General features: G+C 62.3%; 17 protein-coding genes. 12 read left to right on the top strand and 5 right to left on the bottom strand.

What is annotated here, in order from left to right:
* Window positions 1–119 precede the first annotated feature (119 nt).
* The 3 genes from choV to DH08_RS35055 form a co-directional block, all read right to left on the bottom strand.
* Window positions 120–1,301: a choline ABC transporter ATP-binding protein gene (choV, locus tag DH08_RS35065; RefSeq protein ID WP_192183765.1), complete on the bottom strand. Its 1,182-nt coding sequence runs from the start codon at window positions 1,299–1,301 to the stop codon at window positions 120–122.
* Entirely contained in the window at window positions 1,298–2,152 is an 855-nt protein-coding gene (gene choW / locus DH08_RS35060; protein ID WP_006203525.1) for a choline ABC transporter permease subunit, read from the bottom strand. Before choW ends, choV begins: the two co-directional genes overlap by 4 nt.
* Before the next feature lie 119 nt (window positions 2,153–2,271).
* Complete coding sequence (locus DH08_RS35055) at window positions 2,272–3,207, bottom strand: choline ABC transporter substrate-binding protein (protein WP_192183764.1); 936 nt, start codon at window positions 3,205–3,207, stop codon at window positions 2,272–2,274.
* A 238-nt stretch (window positions 3,208–3,445) separates the two neighbouring features.
* On the opposite strand from DH08_RS35055, the gene DH08_RS35050 reads away from it, so the two are divergent.
* The 9 genes from DH08_RS35050 to DH08_RS35010 all read left to right on the top strand — a co-directional run bounded on the left by DH08_RS35050 (window position 3,446) and on the right by DH08_RS35010 (window position 14,205).
* A complete protein-coding gene (locus DH08_RS35050) occupies window positions 3,446–4,057 on the top strand; it encodes a thymidine kinase (protein WP_192183763.1) in 612 nt (203 codons plus the stop codon).
* Window positions 4,058–4,186: 129 nt separating this feature from the next.
* Window positions 4,187–4,576 carry a c-type cytochrome gene (locus tag DH08_RS35045; RefSeq protein ID WP_192183762.1) on the top strand — a complete coding sequence of 130 codons (390 nt, stop codon included), beginning with the start codon at window positions 4,187–4,189 and terminating at the stop codon, window positions 4,574–4,576.
* Between the two features lie 328 nt (window positions 4,577–4,904).
* Entirely contained in the window at window positions 4,905–5,993 is a 1,089-nt protein-coding gene (locus tag DH08_RS35040; RefSeq protein WP_192183761.1) for a hypothetical protein, read from the top strand.
* A 35-nt stretch (window positions 5,994–6,028) separates the two neighbouring features.
* Complete coding sequence (locus DH08_RS35035) at window positions 6,029–7,174, top strand: hypothetical protein (RefSeq protein WP_192183760.1); 1,146 nt, start codon at window positions 6,029–6,031, stop codon at window positions 7,172–7,174.
* A 24-nt stretch (window positions 7,175–7,198) separates the two neighbouring features.
* Window positions 7,199–9,109 (top strand): ATP-binding protein, encoded by a 1,911-nt coding sequence (locus DH08_RS35030; protein WP_192183759.1) that lies wholly within the window; start codon window positions 7,199–7,201, stop codon window positions 9,107–9,109.
* 69 nt (window positions 9,110–9,178) lie between these two features.
* Window positions 9,179–9,589, top strand: coding sequence for a DUF559 domain-containing protein (locus DH08_RS35025; RefSeq protein ID WP_192183868.1), 411 nt, complete (start codon window positions 9,179–9,181; stop codon window positions 9,587–9,589).
* A 67-nt stretch (window positions 9,590–9,656) separates the two neighbouring features.
* Window positions 9,657–10,955, top strand: coding sequence for a DUF6638 family protein (locus tag DH08_RS35020; RefSeq protein ID WP_192183758.1), 1,299 nt, complete (start codon window positions 9,657–9,659; stop codon window positions 10,953–10,955).
* Window positions 10,956–10,971: 16 nt separating this feature from the next.
* Window positions 10,972–12,093 (top strand): DUF2333 family protein, encoded by a 1,122-nt coding sequence (locus DH08_RS35015; RefSeq protein WP_192183757.1) that lies wholly within the window; start codon window positions 10,972–10,974, stop codon window positions 12,091–12,093.
* A gap of 432 nt (window positions 12,094–12,525) precedes the next feature.
* Window positions 12,526–14,205: a formate--tetrahydrofolate ligase gene (locus DH08_RS35010; RefSeq protein ID WP_192183756.1), complete on the top strand. Its 1,680-nt coding sequence runs from the start codon at window positions 12,526–12,528 to the stop codon at window positions 14,203–14,205.
* A 70-nt stretch (window positions 14,206–14,275) separates the two neighbouring features.
* On the opposite strand, the gene DH08_RS35005 is transcribed toward DH08_RS35010, so the two are convergent.
* The gene (locus tag DH08_RS35005; RefSeq protein ID WP_192183755.1) at window positions 14,276–14,923 is read right to left on the bottom strand and encodes a cysteine hydrolase family protein; all 648 of its coding nucleotides are present in this window, start codon (window positions 14,921–14,923) and stop codon (window positions 14,276–14,278) included.
* A gap of 126 nt (window positions 14,924–15,049) precedes the next feature.
* Between DH08_RS35005 and DH08_RS35000 the strand changes: the two genes are divergently transcribed.
* A complete protein-coding gene (locus DH08_RS35000; RefSeq protein ID WP_192183754.1) occupies window positions 15,050–16,036 on the top strand; it encodes a helix-turn-helix domain-containing protein in 987 nt (328 codons plus the stop codon).
* 22 nt (window positions 16,037–16,058) lie between these two features.
* Here the strand turns inward: DH08_RS35000 and DH08_RS34995 are convergent, their stop codons facing one another.
* On the bottom strand, window positions 16,059–16,616 hold the full coding sequence (locus tag DH08_RS34995; RefSeq protein ID WP_192183753.1) for a sugar O-acetyltransferase: 558 nt from the start codon (window positions 16,614–16,616) through the stop codon (window positions 16,059–16,061).
* Window positions 16,617–16,757: 141 nt separating this feature from the next.
* Between DH08_RS34995 and DH08_RS34990 the strand changes: the two genes are divergently transcribed.
* Together DH08_RS34990 and DH08_RS34985 are read left to right on the top strand one after the other, a co-directional pair.
* Window positions 16,758–17,219: a DUF4126 domain-containing protein gene (locus DH08_RS34990; RefSeq protein WP_192183752.1), complete on the top strand. Its 462-nt coding sequence runs from the start codon at window positions 16,758–16,760 to the stop codon at window positions 17,217–17,219.
* Window positions 17,216–18,592 carry an FAD-containing oxidoreductase gene (locus DH08_RS34985; protein ID WP_192183751.1) on the top strand — a complete coding sequence of 459 codons (1,377 nt, stop codon included), beginning with the start codon at window positions 17,216–17,218 and terminating at the stop codon, window positions 18,590–18,592. The genes DH08_RS34990 and DH08_RS34985 overlap by 4 nt, the downstream gene beginning before the upstream one ends.
* Window positions 18,593–18,699: the final 107 nt, after the last annotated feature.

Here is an 18,699-nt window from a genome sequence, read left to right as displayed (position 1 = left end):
CACAACCGGCCACGCGAATAGTGTAACACTAGGGCGCGGTTCCGGCACCTGCCAGCCGTACCAAGGTGCGGCCCCCGCCTCGCGGCCGCAACTTCGGCCACTTATTGAACCGCAGGCTTCTACCGCCGCAGCACCGCGCTCAGCACGTCCCTGATGCCGATGGCGCCGACAAAGCGCGACTGATCGTCGAACAGGGCCACGGGTGCGGTCTGCGAGCGGTGCATGGCCAGCATCACCGTCTTGAGCGACGTGCCTGGGGTTGCCCAGAACACCTGAGCGGTCTCCTCTGGCTGGGCTTCGATGTCGGTGCACGACACCCACACCGCCGGCTTGCCGTCGCGTTCCGCCGCCGCCACCAGCCCGTGCTCGTCGATCTTGAAGCGCGTCGTCTTGCGCCGGTCGAGCCAGACCCAGCCGTCGGCGCTCTCTTCGAGGTCGCGGCGATCGCGCATCACGTTCCAGGCGGTCAGCACCGACAGCGGGTTAACATTGGCGATGAAGTCGCGGACATAGTCGTTGGCGGGCCTGAGCACGATGTCCTCCGGCGCGCCGGTCTGCACGATGCGCCCGCCCTCCATGATGGTAATATGAGTGCCGATTTTGAGCGCCTCCTCGAGATCGTGGCTGACGAAGATGATGGTCTTCTTCAGCTCGGCCTGGAGCTGCAGCAACTCGTCCTGCAGCTTGGTCCGGATCAGCGGATCGAGTGCCGAAAACGGCTCGTCCATCAACAGGATCGGCGCCTCGGTGGCGAAGGCGCGCGCCAGGCCGACGCGCTGCTGCATGCCGCCCGAGAGCTCGTGGGCGTATTTCTTCGACCACTGGTCGAGATTGACCAGCTTCAGCTGGCGATGCACACGTTCCTTGCGTTCGGCGTCGGGCATGCCGGCGAGCTCAAGGCCGAGGCCGACATTTTCCTCCACCGTGCGCCACGGCAATAGGCCGAACTGCTGGAACACCATCGCCACCTGCTTTTGCCGCAGCCGCCGAAGCGTCGCCTCATCACAGGTGACGACATCGACCGTGCCGGCGCCGTCCTTGACCAGAACCTGGCCGCGCGACACCACGTTCAGGCGGTTGACGGCCCTGAGCAGGGTCGACTTGCCCGAGCCCGAAAGGCCCATCAGAACAGAAATCTCGCCCTCGTGCACGGTCAGGCTGGCGCCGGCGCAACCCAGCACATTGCCGGTCTTTTCGAGGATCTCAGCGCGGGTGGCGCCGCTGTCGATGAGCGCCAGCGAACCGGCCTGGTCGGCGCCGAAGACGATATCGACGTTCTTGAAATCAACGGCGACGGTCATTTCTTGCCTCCAACGCCAATACGGGTCATTCGATCGAGCACGATGGCGAGCACGACGATTGCCAGACCGGCCTCGAGCCCCAAGTCGATCCTGCGCGAGCCGAGCGCCCGGTTGATCTCAGTGCCGAGGCCGCCGGCACCGATCAGGGCCGCGAACACCACCATCGACAGCGACAGCATGATCGACTGTGTCAGGCCGGCCATGATGGTGGGCAGAGCCGAGGGCAGCTCGACCTTCCATAGGAGTTGTCTTTTGGTGGCGCCGAACGCCTCGCCGGCCTCGACGATCGACTTCGGTACCGAAGTGACACCGAGATGGGTAAGACGAACCGAAGTCGGGATGACGAAGATGATTGTGACGATGAGGCCGGGCGCGTTGCCGAGGCCGAACAGGGTCAGCACCGGGATCAGGTAGACGAAAGTCGGCAGCGTCTGCATCAGATCCAGTACGGGCAGCATGATGCGGTAGACTTTCGGCTTGTGCGCGGCCCAGATGCCGAGCGGCACGCCTATGGCCATCGAGGCGGCGGCGGCGGCAACCACCAGCACCAGCGTCTCCACGGTCTGTTTCCAGAGGTTCTGGTTCAGGATGAACAGCAGCCCGAGGAAGACGGCGACGGCCAGGCCCCTGGAGCGCTGCAGGAAATAGGCGAGCACCGCAATCAGCGCGATGAGCAGGACGGGCGGCAACAGCAGAAGTCCGTCGACTACCCCGTCGAGCAGGAAATTGAGGCTGTTGGAAAAAGCCCTGAAGACGGTATCGAAATTGTCTGTAAGAAAGCCGAAGAAGGCCTTCCCCCACGGACCTATGGGGATCTTGTAGGCGACCAGGAATTTCGAAATCGGATCCATCTTGCCCCTCTATGGCTGCGCCATCCTTGCCGGACGGTCATCTTGTCACAGGATATGAAAAAGGGCAGCCTTTTCCACGATGGCTGCCCTTTTCCGGTCATGCCGGATTCAAAGTCGGCTCAGCCTCCGAGTGCGGTCTTGACCGCCGCGGCGGCATCACCGCCGTCGAAGGTGGTCACGCCGGCGATCCAGGGCGCAACCGCGTCCGGATTCTTCTTCAGCCAGTCGGTCGCGACCGTGTTGGCGTCGCCGCCCTTGAGGATCGCGTCCATCATCTCGCCTTCCATGTCGAGGTTGAACTTCAAATTGGCGATGAACTTGCCTACATTCGGGCACTCGGTGGTGTAGCCCTTGCGCACATTGGTATGCACAGTGGCAGCGCCAAAGCCGCTATCGCCCATTCCGTCGAGATAGGTGATCTTCATGGCGCCCATCACCGGATGCGGCGTCCAGCCAAGGAAGGCGATCCATTCGTTGTTCTTCATCGACTGCTCGGCCTGGGTGAGCATGCCGGCTTCCGACGACTCGACCAGTTCGAAGCCTTCGAGGTTGTCCTTCGGGTTCTTGATCATGTCGAGGATGATGCGGTTGCCGTCATTGCCGGCCTCGATGCCGTAGATCTTGCCGTCGAACTTGTCCTTGAACTTGCCGAGGTCGGTCAGCGTCTTGACGCCGGCGTCCGCGACATAGGTCGGCACAACGATGCCGTAGCCAGCACCGCTGAGGTTCTCACTGATGGTCTCGACCGAGCCGTCGGCGGTGTAGTCCTTGATGTCGGCGGTCATCGACGGCATCCAGTTGCCGAGGAAGACGTCGAGATCCTTGTTCTTCAGCGAGGCCATGGTGACCGGAACCGACAGCTGGATCACCTGAGGCTCGTAGCCGAGCGCGGTGAGTAGCACCGAGGCGACACCGGTCGTCGCCTGGATGTCGGTCCAGCCGACATCGGAAAGACGCACCGCCTTGCAGCTTTCCGGATCTCCGGCAAAGGCAGCGCTCGTGGACAGGAAAGCCGCCAGACCGAGGCCGGCGACGTAGGAATTCATACGCGACATAGATATTCTCCCATTGCGATTCTTTTGGCGAAGCGAAGTAACGGTTTTCATCTCCGCCTTGTTTCGTCAGCCAAACACCATTCTGGTGCGGTTTCAAGCACTAAGGCAATCACGATGAACGGCGCCGGCTGGCCGATCAGCGACACTCACGCCGCTTTTCTGATGGCAGGCGGCTTTTTCAGGGGAATGAGCCACCGCCCCCTCCCCGCGCCGGGACAAGTCGGCTTAAAAGAGCAGGATGGCCAAGCTTTATTTTAACTATGCGACGATGAATGCCGGCAAGACGACGATGCTGCTGCAGGCGTCCTACAATTATCGCGAACGCGGCATGACGACGATGCTGTTCGTCGCCGGCCACTACCGCAAGGGCGACACCGGGCTGATCTCGTCGCGCATCGGCCTGGAAACGGAGGCCGAGATGTTTCGTGACGGCGACGACCTCTACGCCCGCGTCGCCGAGCATCACGACCACACGACCGTGCATTGCGTCTTCGTCGACGAGGCGCAGTTCCTCGAGGAAGAGCAGGTCTGGCAACTCGCCCGCATCGCCGACCGGCTGAACATCCCGGTCATGTGCTACGGCCTGCGCACCGATTTCCAGGGCAAGCTGTTCTCCGGCTCGCGCGCGCTGCTGGCGATTGCCGACGATCTGCGCGAAGTGCGAACCATCTGCCGCTGCGGCCGCAAGGCGACGATGGTCGTGCGCCTCAGCTCGGACGGCAAGGTGGCGAGGCAGGGCGAGCAGGTGGCGATCGGCAAGGACGTCTATGTCTCGCTCTGCCGCCGCCACTGGGAAGAGGAAATGGGCAGGGCAGCGCCCGACGATTTCATCGGCTTCACCAAGGCCTGACCGGTGCGGCGGCCTCTGCCACCGGCTCTGCGGCGGCCGGATCCAGCAACCAATCCGCCACGATGTGCTTGTTTTTGTTAAGGCCTCGGTCCTATAGACCCGTCAGCCAGAACTCTCCGGGGTCAGCCAATGCTTCGAGCCGTTTCGTCCGCCGCTGTCCTTTTCCTCGCCGGCGTTCTTGCCGCGCACGCCGACGGCGACGCGGCACTCGGCAAGAAGGTCTTCAACCGATGCATCGCCTGTCACGAGGCGGCAACCGAGCGCGACAAGGTCGGCCCGCATCTGCTGGGCGTCGTCGGCCGAACGGCCGGTACGGCCGAAAGCTTCCTTGGCCATTATTCGCAGGCCATGAAGGATGCCGGCGCCGCCGGCCTGGTCTGGGACGAGGCGAACCTTGCCGTGTACCTGCACGCGCCCAAGCTGAAGGTTCCCGGCAACAAGATGGCCTTTGCCGGCCTGAGCAACGACGCCGACATCGCCAATGTCATCGCCTATCTGAAGGCCGACCCGAAGCCCTGAGCCCGGCCGGCGGGCAAGATCGCCTTCGCCGGTCCAGCATGCCCACTGCTGTCGCCGAGCCTGCTGCAATCATTTGCCGAATATTGAGGCAGCCGTCCCGTTGGGAATCGAATGCTTTTTTGCCGCTTCTTCCGTCCAAAAGTCCGGCGGCAGGTGAACTGCGCCCGACCGAGCGGGTAGTCAACCCATGAGAATGGTTCGTTTATCTTTCAAGGGAGGATCGAAACCTTTTGTTTTCGCAGCTCCTCTTGTCTTGCGTCTTTCAATCCCCGGATGCTCCACATATATTCGCGCCGACACGAAACCGATGCCGATGCGGGAGGCCCCTATGGCGACATTGCAGAATTTCGATGCCGAAATTGCCAAGACCAAGCAGGTCGTGCAGGACATGCGCTCCAAAATCGAGCAGTCCGGCACCGTGCTCGACACACTGGCCCAGGCCGACAAGAAGATCGGCGATGCCAATTTCGAAATCGAGAACGCCCGCATCGAGGATGTGCTGAAGCAGCAGAAGGTGATGGAAGGCAACATCGCCGACCTGATCATCGGGCTGGAGGACGCCACCAACGTCTTCGGCGCCGAATTCGAGAGCATGAAGAATTACACCGGCTGGGAAAATTTCATCGGCATGTTCTCGGCCCAGAGCAAGCAGCGCATGCGCACCGACCGCGTGCGCAACATGTCGCTGGCCGGCAATCTGCAGGAGTTGCTGGCCAAGTCCGACACCATCGTCGGTATTCTCAAGGCGCAGAAGGAGGTTCTCGACCAGCGTTACAAGACCTCCGAGACCAGCCTGTCGCAGGTTATCGAGCGCCGCAAGACCACCATGTCGAACCTCGAAGCGGTGCAGAAACGCATCGAAGAGGTCAATCCGTTGCTGCTCGACATCGAGAACAAGATTGCCGCTTCGACCAGCCAGAAGGAGCGCACGCAGCTCGAGGGCGAGCGCTCGAAGCTGGCCACCGAATACAATGAGAAGCAGGCCAAGGAGCAGGAATTGCTGGCCGAAAGCCAGACGCTGGAGCGCTACACCTCGATGTTCCAGACCTTCGTCGATTCGCTCAACAACCAGATCGCCGCTCAGTCGACGCTGATCAACAAGCTGACCATCGATACCGAGCAGCGCATCGTGCTCTACAAGGCGCTGGAAGACTCGCTGAAGACCGCCGCACAACAGGACGTCGCCCACAAGATCAACACGCTGGGCAGCCAGGTCGACAACACGGCCGAGGAGACCATGGCCGGCATCGGCGCCGCTTCGCAGAAACACATCGGCGATCTCCTCGAAATGCACGAGAAGAACATGGTGGCGACCGCCGACATCCAGCGCCGCAAGAAGCTCGCCGACGATGCCTTTGCCCGCCGCTTCGACGAGGTGATGAAGAAGCACAATTCGGCCAATTACGTGCAGTCGTAATTGCCGCACGCGTACTGCTCCATAAGGTTGACGGCATGACCCCCGAGAACGAGGCGGCGGCGCGCTATTTCTCCGCCATCACGGCGGCGCTGAGCGGGCTGGAAGTGTTCATGCGCGACGACCGCTCGCCGCTCTACCGGCACGGCACCGTCGCCAAGATCGTCGCCGAATACATTGCCCGGCTGGACAAATCGTTTTCCTGCTGGCGCAACCGTCTCGGCTTCATGGACACGTTCCGCATCTCGCGCGCCGACAGCGGCTATCCGGTGTTCCAGAACCTGCTGGAACTGGAGAACGACCGCCGCCAGGCCGATACGCGCCTTGCCGGCATCCCGATGGCCGGCGAGCTGCGCGAGGAGATGGCCGACTTCATCCTGCGCCACAAGGAATTCCCGCAAGCGCTACAGAAGTCGATGGCCGAGCGGCTCTATCTGGAGGACGTCAAGAGCGGGTCGACCTTCGGCCCGTTCACGCTGGCGCAGACGGCAAAGGTCTCCGTCAACCCGAAGACGCTGCGGCCCTATTATCTGGTTCACTGGGCCAGTTTCGACGGCAGCGCGAACCTGCCGCTGATCTACATGGCGACCGTGGAGGACTCTTCCGAGGACATGATCCGGCAGCTCGTCGACAGCAGCGGCAAGCTGAACGAAAGGGTCGACATTCCGCTGCCGGTGGACGGCCTGCTCAATCCCGAACTCGCCCATCGCTTCGACGATTTCACCGAGAAGAATTCAGCCTACGCGCTGTCGCCGGCGACCATTGCCGTCAACCTGGACAAGGATTTCGAGCCGCTGCATCCCAAGCAGCTGCGCCGCGTCGTGCTCGGCCCGTTCTATTCGGCGGGGATCACCGACAACAACACGACGGTGACGGAGGTGCTGGCCAAGGTGCGCAAGCCCGAGAACGCCTGGCTGCTGACCTGGACAATCCAGGAGGTCTATTCGAAAGCCGAAAAGCCAGGCCGCAAGGGGCTGTTTTCGAGCGAGAAGACGACGCAGGAATTCTTCATCAACACCGACGACCTGGAGGCCGCCCGCCAGGGCGTGTCGAGCTACGAGAACCATGCGCTGATCCCGCACGAAGCCTACCAGGCGCTCTACGCCGCCGGCGAAGCGCAGAAGATCTTCTCCGGCTACAAGGTCCACATCCTGTCCAAAGGACAGGTCATCAGCGACGTCTGACCGTCAACCCACGGAGCATCCTTCATGGACACCGGCCTGACCACGATTTCGGAAGCCGCAATCGAAAAGCATCGCGCCACCGCGCAGAGCTTCATCACCCGCATCGTCGTGCTGGAGGATCCCTCGCGCGAATCCGGAACAGCGCTTGCCGGCACCAACCGCCGATTCGTCTCGACCGTCTCGGTCGGCTCGGTGCGCCGCACCCGCGAGGTCGAGCTGTCGAAAACCGTCGCTGCCATCCATCCCGACGACCAGTTGATGACCATCCAGCAGCACACGCTTTTGTTTCGCGTCCGGCGCGGGCTGGCGATCGCGCTGGCCATATCGGATGTCTTTGCCGAAGGCTCGGACCTCGAAAGCCTGCAAGCCAAGAACGCCCGCGCGCCCCTTGAAGGCGACGAAGCCGCCACCTTCAAGAAGCTTCTCTCGGCCTCGGCCTATATCTCCGCCTTCAGCCTCGCCTCCTATCTGTTCCAGCTGATCGACAGTGACGGCGAGGCGCCGAACGATACCGCGGAACCGGATTTCCTGTTCGACACCCAGCAGGATGCGGTGAAGTCGATCGTCGCCGGCCTCGACAAGGCAATCGCCGGCTCGAAGGACGATGCCGATCTGACGACCCGGGCGCGCGCCTTTGCCCGTGTTGCGATCGATGGACTGCTGGCGCGAAAAAGCCGTTTCGACGGCATCGGTCCATTCGAGAACGCCCATATCCGCATCGACGTCGACGACTTCACCCTCGACGGATTCGATGTCGCGCCCGGCAAGCGCTCCAAGCCACTCGTGATGACCTTCAAGAAGCCGGAAGAGGTCGTCGGCAACCACATCGCCAAGTACCAGTCGGTCAAGCTCGCCAAGATGCTGATGGCCTATGATTTCGAGCGCGAGATGAACCCCTTCGTCGAACTCGGCGGCTTCCTGTTCACCTTCATCGGCGACGGCGCGCCGGGCACCGGCAAGACGACGCTGATCCAGATGATCGCCGGCCTCGTCAACAATTACTGCCAGGTCGCCGGCTATCCCTTCGCCTATGAGAATTTCGGTGTCGACCAGATTTCGTCCTACCAGGGAAAATCCGGCCAGAACTGCCGGCAGTTCATCAACAATGTGCTCAATCCGCGCGTCATCGGCTTCGGCACCGTCGACGACATCGACCAGGTGGCGGCGCGCCGTTCCGACGACCGCGCCTCGGCCGGCCAGCAGGAGATTACCGGTGTCCTGATGGACGCGTTTGCCGGCGCCGGCACCGTGGTGCGCGGCAACTGCTCCTTCGGCATGTTCTCCAACTATCCCGAAAATGTCGACGACGCGCTGCGCCAGCGCGCCGGCGCCCGCTGGCTGGTCGACGGGCCGCAGAGCCGCGACGACTACATCGACATCTTCGTCCTGCTCGCCGGCAAGAACCACAAGATCCCGCTCGGCGACCACAAGCTCTACGCCGCCCAGGAAATCCAGCGTGCGGTGACGGAAGCCTATGAGGAGCATGAAAAGCCGCAGGAAGACGGGCTGATGAAGGTCTACGAGCGCTACATCAAGGAAAGCGGCGCGCCGAAGTCGATGGCCGACATCGGCACCTATCTGCACATGATCAAGGACGCCGAACCACGCTTCACCGGCCGCGCCATCAAGAACGTCACCGACGCCATCAAGATGCGCGCCATGGACATCGAGCTTCCGGACGAGTGGTTTGAAAAGCCGGAAGCCTTCATGCACAAGGGCTACGATGAGAAGAAAGCGATGATCGAGGAACTGCGTGGACCATTCTCGATGGATATGGTCATGCAGGAAATCAACCGTTATGCCGACTCGGAATTCCGCTATTCCGACAAGTCCGACGACGCGGCAGTGACCAAGATGATCCGCGACACAAGGCTGCGCGACCGCGCCGTGCGCGAAATCGAGGAGATGAAGGCCAAGGGAAATTGGAATGCGTGATCTTGGCGCTTCTCCCTTCTCCCCGTTTACGGGGAGAAGGTGCCCGAAGGGCGGATGAGGGGCAGCGCTGTGCGAGGTGGAAACGAGCCGAAGGTAGCGAGGGCCCGTCAGCTCCGGAAAGTCGAGAATGATGCCGAGGAAAAACTGTGGAGCGAACTGCGTGGACGACGATTGAATGGTTACAAGTTCCTTCGTCAACTACCGATAGGCCCCTATTTCGCGGATTTCGCCTGCCGTGAAGCCAATCTGGTTGTGGAAGTTGATGGGAGTCAGCATGCAAATCGTTCCCAGGATCGATTCAGGGACGAAACCATGAACAGCAATGGCTGGTCGGTGCTGAGAGTGTGGCACTCCGACGTCTTGGCAAGCCGCAAGAGCGTATTGGATACAATTGTGGCGATCCTGGACGGCCGACTGGATGAGAAAATGATAGCTGTCGACGCAAAGTTTCTGCCTTCGGCAACCCCGGAGAAAAGATGATGAGCGTTTGCGCCGCCCCTCATCCGCCCTTCGGGCACCTTCTCCCCGTGAACGGGGAGAAGGAAAAATGAGCAAAAAACCCGATCTGCTGCGCGACAACGAGCTGATTTACGGCCGGCTGCTGACGGTTGACGAGCCGCATCTGATCCAGCGCTACAACAAGGCGATGGTCGCCTTCGGGCTCGAAGCCACCAAGCTGAAAAGTTTCCAGATCGACCGCACCGGTTTTTCGCCTGAGGTCGCCGACGAATGCGGCGATTACGACTATCTCGATCCCAACGAAGTCAACCGACGCTTCATCATCCTGACCCCATCGCAGATCGACCTGCCGGTGGTCCACACCGCCTTCTCCAACACCTCGCAGCTAATGTTCGAGTTCATGTCGAAGAACCAGCGCGCCATAGACGCGCTGACCATCAAGGACGTGATCTACGGCGAGATCGAGGATTCGGTTCCCAAGGTCAATGACATCGAGGATCTGCTGTCGATCAATCAGGTCGAGTTCAAGGTGCTGTCGGCCGAAGACGTGCTGGGCAAGGCGGCCGAACTCGGCAAGCTTGTCGACCGGCTGAAGCAGGAACCCGATACCTGGCGCGACAGCGCCATGCTGCAACGCATGGTGGAGCTCGCCAAGATCTGCGGCGACATACGCGAAAACGCGCTGGTGCCCGACCAGGTGATCTTCCGCCACAACGCTTTTTGGACGAGCCATTTCGGCGGCCTCTACGTGTTCGTCGATCCGGATATGACGACTGTCATCGGCGACCCGGCAGCTCCAGGCTTCCGCCGTTCGCGGCCGTGGCAGGTGAGCTATCTGTCGATCAACGACGCCGACAAGGTGTTCAGGTTCCTCGCCGCGACCGGCCGTATCGAATTGCCGCGCGCTTCATGGATCGAGGCCTCCGGCTATCTAGAGCACCGCGCCGAGATGGTGGTGCGCGCGCTGATCCGCGACACCGAACCCGACCGCAACCTGACCGACGTCGACAAGGTCTGGCTGCAGACCTGGATCCACGGCCATGCCGATTTGATCACCAGGGACGGCAATTTTCCGTTCCTCAACGCCGCCAAACGCGAGGTCGCCCAGCTTGGCCACCTCAAGATCGAGGATGTGTTCCCGCAGCAGCGCTTCCTGGTGATCCGGGCGAAGCCCGATCATCCCGATGCCTGGCTGACCAACCAGCTGATCTCGGATTTCGTGCCGCAGGACTTCGTCTCGCGCTACGTCTTCAACAAGCCGGGCTTCTACAGGGACTTCGACGGCTACAGCGACGCCTGGCGATCGCATGTTGTGGACGTTCTGAAAACCACATATTTGAAGGACAAGGTGGCGTTTCGCACACGCCTCTACGGCCTAACTGACTGATGGGGGTGTCATCGCCATGCTTGATCCGATCGTGAATTTCTTCACCCGGATTTTCCAGTGGATCGGCCGCGGCATCGGCCTCGCCATCGGCGCCATCCTGTGGCCATTCCTGTGGGCCGGCCGCTGGTACACGCAGCGCGGCTGGATACTGAAGGCCGTGCTCGGTACGGCGATCGTCATCTTGGTCGGACTGTACGCCTATTTCTTCTGGAACACGCAATATTGGAAGAACTTCAATCCTGCCTATGCGGATGCTTATACATTCGCGCCGCCGGCCGGATCCGGCGAGCAAGTCACCGACGAAGGCGCGGAAGGCCAGGTCAAGACATGTACCAGGTCTGGCATCGTGACGGTTGCGGCGGATTTGATCGATTTCAATGTCAATCAAAACGCCTGGATCTCATCGATGATCCTGTACAAGTTAGGGCTCTTCGGCGTGGACTGGGATCACACACCATTCCTGGACAACAAGGCAGCTTTCCAGCGCGGCGTACACCAGGCTGTTCGACGCACCGCGGTCGAATTGGTTGACACGATCGGCCGAGTGCGCGGCACCAGCCAGATCGATCAAAACCTGCAGGATGCAAGAGGCGCGGTCGAATTCGACGAGGAAACGTGGTATTTCGGCCTTAGGCCATTCGGCCCCAAGACGCCAAGCCCCAGCTTCTACCGCACAGGCATCACGTCGCTTCGCACCTTCAACGACCGCCTGTTGAAATGCGAGGTGGTGTTCAACGCCCGCGCGGACAATCTGGCGAAGTTCGTCGACCGTATAGCCAGTGATATCGGTTCGACATCGGATATCCTCAGCAGACAGTCGCAGACAAACAACAATGGCTGGTTCGATACGCGCGCGGACGACCGATTCTGGTTCGCCTATGGACAGCTCTACGGTTATTACGGAATCCTGAAAGCCACGCGCACTGATTTCAAGGCCGTTATCGACACTCGCGGGCTGGGTCCGCTCTGGGACCAACTCGACCAGCAGTTTCAGGCGGCGCTGAAAATTCGACCCCTCATCATCTCAAATGGTCGGGAGGACGGTTGGATCATGCCATCCCACTTGACCACCATGGGATTCTACATGCTGCGGGTCCGCTCCAATCTCGTTGAGGTCCGATCGGTTCTCGACCGCTGAGCTTGAAACCGCGCCGGCACCGCCGCGAGGATGGCCCCACCTGACGACGATGGGTTTTTATGTGCTGAGAGTCCGTTCCAACATGGTCGAGATCAGCAATGTGCTGACGCAGTAGCGGTTTTGCCGGCATGGGCGGCACTTGTTGATTTGCGTCGTCGCCCCTGTCGCATTCCGTGCATTGTGCGGCTGTTTTGAGACGGCGCGCCGGCGCCCGCTCTGGCTTTTATACGGCGCGACAACCGGGCGCGAAGACCCGAGACAGGTCGACCAAGATTTTTCTCCATGGGAAACATAGTTGCATGAAGGTTGACGCCAAGGCAGCGACAAGGGTAGAACATGCCCGCGCCTGCAGTGCCGGGCCGTTTCGAGCTTGCTTGCGACCAAACTGATTAAACCCGTCCCCTCCATCGTCCAGTCCAGAGGAAAGCCGTCATGGCCGAAGTGAAGTCCGACATCGAGATCGCGCGCGCCGCCAAGAAGAAGCAGATCCAGGAGATCGGCCAAAAGATCGGCATCCCGACCGAGCATCTTTTGCCTTACGGCCACGACAAGGCGAAAATCTCCGCCGAGTTCATCAAGTCGGTGAAGGGCAACAAGGACGGCAAGCTGATCCTGGTCACCGCCATCAACCCGACGCCGGCCGGCGAAGGCAAGACAACGACGACGGTCGGCCTCGGCGACGGCCTCAACCGCATCGGCAAGAAGGCCATCGTCTGCATCCGCGAAGCCTCGCTTGGCCCGAATTTCGGCGTCAAGGGCGGTGCCGCCGGCGGCGGCTACGCGCAGGTCGTGCCGATGGAGGACATGAACCTCCACTTCACCGGTGATTTCCACGCCATCACCACCGCGCACAATCTGCTTTCGGCGTTGATCGACAACCACATCTACTGGGGCAACGAGCTCGGCATCGACACCCGCCGCGTTGTGTGGCGCCGCGTCATGGACATGAACGACCGGGCGTTGCGCGAGATCATCTGCTCGCTCGGCGGCGTCGCCAACGGTTTTCCGCGCGAGGGTGGCTTCGACATCACCGTCGCCTCGGAAGTCATGGCGATCCTGTGCCTCGCCACCGACCTCAAGGACCTCGAAAAGCGCCTCGGCGACATCATCGTCGCCTACCGCCGCGACAAGTCGCCGGTCTATGCCCGCGACCTCAAGGCCGACGGCGCCATGGCCGTTCTCCTGAAGGACGCCATGCAGCCCAACCTCGTGCAGACGCTGGAGAACAACCCGGCCTTCGTGCATGGCGGCCCCTTCGCCAACATCGCCCATGGCTGCAACTCGGTCGTTGCCACCACCACGGCGCTGAAGCTCGCCGACTATGTCGTCACCGAAGCCGGTTTCGGCGCCGATCTCGGTGCTGAAAAGTTCTTCGACATCAAGTGCCGCAAGGCCGGCCTGAAGCCGGCGGCTGCCGTCATCGTCGCCACCGTGCGCGCCATGAAGATGAATGGCGGCGTCAAGAAGGAAGACCTCGGCAAGGAGAACATCGAGGCGGTCAAGAAGGGCTGCCTCAACCTCGGCCGCCACATCGAGAACGTGAAACAGTTCGGCGTGCCCGCGGTTGTGGCGATCAATCACTTCACCACCGACACCGACACCGAAATCCAGGCGATGAAGGATTTCGTCGCCTCGCTCGGCGCCCAGGCGATCCTGTGCAAGCACTGGGCCCAGGGCTCGGCCGGCATCGAGGATCTGGCGAAGAAGGTGGTCGAGATCGCCGAGTCAGGCGCCTCGCAGTTCTCGCCGCTCTATCCCGACGAGATGCCGCTGTTCGAGAAAATCAACACCATCGTCAAGCGCATCTATCGCGGCGACGAGGCGATCGCCGACAAGTCGATCCGCGACCAGCTGCACGGTTGGGAACAGGCCGGCTACGGCAATCTGCCGGTCTGCATGGCCAAGACCCAGTATTCCTTCTCGACCGACCCGAACCTGCGCGGCGCGCCGACCGGCCACACCGTGCCGGTGCGCGAAGTCAGGCTGTCGGCCGGCGCCGGCTTCGTCGTCATCATCTGCGGCGAAGTCATGACCATGCCCGGCCTGCCCAAGGCACCGTCCTCGGAAAAGATCTTCCTCAACGAGACCGGCCAGATCGAAGGCCTGTTCTAAGGGTGGACCACATGCAGCAAGGAGCGCCGCAGCCAATGCGGTGCCCCTTCTGTTTGCGGATCGTGCTGACTTAAGCGGCGTTGCGCGCCAGCGCCCGCTGGTTGGACGCATAGATCGTGTCGCGCTCCGGCAGCGCGCCCGACGTCAGGCAATCGATCCACTCGGCGGTCTTGAGCACCGCCGCGAAGCGCGATTGCAGGATGATGCTTACCACGCGATGGATGTCCTCGGCCGAGGCATAGCCGGCGCTGTTGGCATAGGGCACCGAGCCGGTGGCGTCGGAGAGGAACTCGACTGCAAAACCCATATGCACGGCGTGGATGATGGTCGAGAGATCGCAATTGTGCGTCATGTAGCCGACAACCGCGATCGTATCGATCGCGTTGGCACGCAGCCATTCCTCGAGGTCCGTGCCGGTGAAGGCGGAGGGCAAGGTCTTTTCGACATAATGGTCGCGGCTTCGTCTGGCGATCTCCGGATGCAGTTCGCCACCATGGCTGCCCTTGGCGAAGATCGGCGATGTCTCCGGCGCCATTTGCTTGACGACCACGACCTTCACGCCGGCCCCGGCGGCCGCGTCCATGGCGCGCGCCACGTTGACGACGCTGTCGCGGAACGGCGGATGCTGGATGGCGAGGTTGCCGCCGTCATAGTCGTTCTGGACATCGACGACGACGAGCGCGCGGCGCGGCGGCTTGCTGTTGGCTGCTGCAGACATGGTGTTTTCCTTTCGGGCTTGGATCTGATTGGGCGAGGATAGGCGTGCCGCCGATCCTCCAAAAGTGTCCCGGTTGACATCGTTCGAAAGAATCGGGACAAATTGCTTTTCAGCCAAAGGTGTCCCATGGCAGATCCGATCATCGCCGCCATCGCTTTCGACGGCATCAGTCCATTCCACCTCTCCGTGCCGTGCCTGGTGTTCGGCGCAGACCGCACCAGACTTGGCCTGCCACGCTTCGACTTCCGCGTCTGTGCGATGGAACAGGGCGCAATCCATACCGATGGCGGGCTGAGCATTTCCGTTCCGCACGGGCTCTCCGCCCTCGACGAGGCCGATATCGTCATCGTCCCAAGCTGGAAGGATCTCGAAGCGCCGCTTCCCGCCGTGCTGACGGACGCGCTCACCCGCGCCCATCGCCGCGGAGCGCTGATCGTCGGGCTCTGCCTCGGTACCTTCGCCATCGCCGCCGCCGGCCTGCTTGCGGGACGGCGGGCGACGACGCACTGGGCCTATACGGACCAGTTGCAGGCACTTCATCCCGACATCATCCTCGACGCGGATGTGCTCTATGTCGACGACGGCGACATCGTGACATCGGCCGGCGTCGCCGCCGGGCTGGATTGTTGCCTCCACATCGTACGCGCCCGCTATGGCGCGGAATTGGCGCTGCGGCTCGCCCGCCACATTGTCCTGTCACCGCACCGGCAAGGTGGACAGGCGCAGTTCATCGAACGTCCGGTGGCGAAAACGCCGACCGCCGACCGCTTCGCGCAGGCTCTCGACCAGGTGCGCAAGACGCTCGGCGAAAAGCACAGCCTCGACAGCGTCGCCAATGCCGCCGGCCTCACCCGCCGGACGTTCACGCGCCGTTTTCAGCAATCGATCGGCACCAGCTTTGGCGACTGGCTGGCCGACCTGCGTGTGGCGCTGGCGCAAAGGCTGCTGGAGGCGACCGACAAATCGATGGATATGGTGGCCTTCGAGGCCGGTTTCGGCAGCGCCACCTCGCTCCGCCAGCATTTCGCGGCGCGGCTCAGAACCTCACCGATGCAGTACAGGCGCGAATTTTCAAAGATTGCTCAGGGCGGGCCCCACGCCGCGGCGCTCTGAGCGGCAGTCGCCCAGGAACCGCTCAGCGCTGCTTGATCGACCGCGCCGGATTGCCGACCACGGTCGTATTGGCCGGCACATCCCGCGTCACCACCGAACCAGCACCGACAATGGCGCCCTCGCCGATGCTGACGCCGCCGAGGATGATCGCGCTGCCGCCGATCCAGGCGTTGTCGCCAATGGCGACCGGCTTTGCGATCTCCAGCCCTGCCTGCCGCCCGGCCGCCTCTCTGTGGTGCTCGGCGCAATAGATCTGCACGTTGGGGCCGAGCAGCGTCCGCTTGCCGATGCGCACCGTTGCCGTATCGAGAATGGTGCAGCCGGCATTGAGGAATGCGCCGTCGCCGAGAAAGACGTTGAAGCCGTAGGCGCAGTGGAACGGCGCCTCGATCCGCGCGCCCTCGCCCGTGCTTCCAAGCAGCGCCCTCAGGCTTGGCCCGAGGTTTCCACGTTGCCCCGGCGGGAGCGAATTGTGCTCGAACAAAGCGTCGCGCGCGATGACGCGCAACGCCTCCAGTTCGTCATCCAGGCACGTATACCATTCGCCCGCCGCCATTTTCGTGCGCTCGCTTCCGGCCATGGCGGTGTCTCCTGTCTCTGCGTCGTGTTCGTTGTTTTACTAAAGTACAGAAGCGCCGGCACTGACTCTGGTCAAATGTTCGACCTATGCTAGCTTGCGCCGGCAGGGCTCTCGCGGCCCTGATATCGAGGGGGGTCAATCATGCTTTACCTGCTTGCACTGCTGATCGGCGTCATTGCCGGTCTGCGCGCCATGACCGCGCCTGCCGCGGTTGCCTGGGGCGCCTATCTCGGCTGGCTGCCAGTGTCAGGCACCTGGGCGAGCTTCATGGGCCACTGGGCCGCCGTCGGAATCTTCACCATCCTGGCCATCGTCGAACTGGTAACCGATCAACTGCCGTCGACGCCGAGCAGAAAAGTGCCGCAGCAGTTCGGCGCGCGCATCATCGCCGGCGCCTTCGCCGGCGCGGTGATCGGCGCGACCGGCGGCGTTACCATCGGCGGGCTCATCGCCGGCGCCATCGGCGCGGTGATCGGCACGTATGGCGGCGCCGAAGTGCGCGGCCGGCTGGCCGCTGCGTTCGGCAAGGACCCGCCCGCCGCTTTCATCGAGGACGCGGTGGCGATCATCGGCGGCCTGCTCGTCGTGGCGGCCGTGGCATGACGGCAAAGACCTTCGACGCCATCATCATCGGCGCCGGACAGGCCGGTACGCCGCTCGCCGGCCGGCTGAACGCGGCCGGCATGAGCGTGGCGCTGGTCGAGCGCAAGCTGGTCGGCGGCACCTGCGTCAACACCGGCTGCATTCCGACCAAGACCATGGTCGCCAGCGCCTATGCGGCGCATCTCGCCCGCCGCGCTGCCGACTATGGCGTGACGCTCGGCGGTCCCGTCGGCGTCGATTATAAAGCGATCAAGGCGCGCAAGGACAAGGTGTCGGGCGCTTCCCGCACTGGGCTCGAGACCTGGATCGCCGGCATGGACAAATGCACGCTTTATCGCGGCCATGCGCGCTTCGAATCCGCCAACACCGTGCGCGTCGGCGACGACCTTTTGACCGCGCCAAAGATCTTCCTCAACACCGGTGGCCGCGCCTCGGTGCCGGACCTGCCCGGCATCCACGACATCGACTATCTGACCAATTCGTCGATGATGGATCTCGAAATATTGCCGCGCCATCTCGTCGTCGTCGGCGGCAGCTACATCTCGCTCGAATTCGCGCAGATGTTCCGCCGCTTCGGCGCAGAAGTCACCGTCATCGAAAAGAGCCCGCGCCTGACCGGCCGCGAGGACGAGGACGTCTCGGCCGCCATCCTGTCCATCCTCGAGAATGAGGGCATCACCGTCCACACCGGCGCCGACGATATCGGCTTTGCCAGGCAAGGCGACGACATTGCCGTGACCTTCTCTGCCGGCAAGGCGCCGGCGGTCGGCTCGCATGTGCTGCTGGCGCTCGGCCGTACCCCCAACACCGACGATCTCGGCCTAGACAAGGCCGGCGTCGAGGTCGACAGGCGCGGTTTCGTCGTCGTCGACGACCAGCTGCGCACCAGCGTGCCCGGCATCTGGGCAATGGGCGACTGCAACGGCAAGGGCGCCTTCACCCACACCTCCTACAACGACTACGAGATCGTCGCCGCCAATCTGCTCGACAACGACCCGCGCAAGGTCAGCGACCGCATCGAGGCCTATGCTCTCTACATCGACCCGCCGCTCGGCCGCTGCGGCATGACTGAAGCGGCGGTGAGAAAATCCGGCCGGCGCGCTCTGGTCGGCCAGCGGCCGATGACCCGTGTCGGCCGCGCCGTTGAAAAGGGCGAGACGCAAGGGTTCATGAAGATCCTGGCCGATGCCGACACCGGAGAAATCCTCGGCTGCGCGGTGCTCGGCCCCGGCGGCGATGAGGCGATCCACTGCGTGCTCGACCTGATGTATGCCAAGGCGCCCATCTCGACGCTGGCACGCGCGATGCATATCCACCCGAACGTCTCGGAACTTCTGCCGACCATCGCCCAGGATCTGAAGCCGTTCGCTTAGAGCAATTCCAGGAAGAATGTGAAACGGTTTTCCTGGAATTGCTCTAGGTCCAATCGACATTCAGGATTCAAATTTGCGTTGAGGCATGATTCATAGGCTTCCAGATT

Source organism: Mesorhizobium amorphae (genome assembly GCF_014843845.1).
GTDB lineage: Bacteria > Pseudomonadota > Alphaproteobacteria > Rhizobiales > Rhizobiaceae > Mesorhizobium > Mesorhizobium amorphae_A.
The sequence above is the reverse complement of the archived record's forward strand: the minus strand, read 5'-3'. Positions and strand labels throughout refer to the sequence as shown.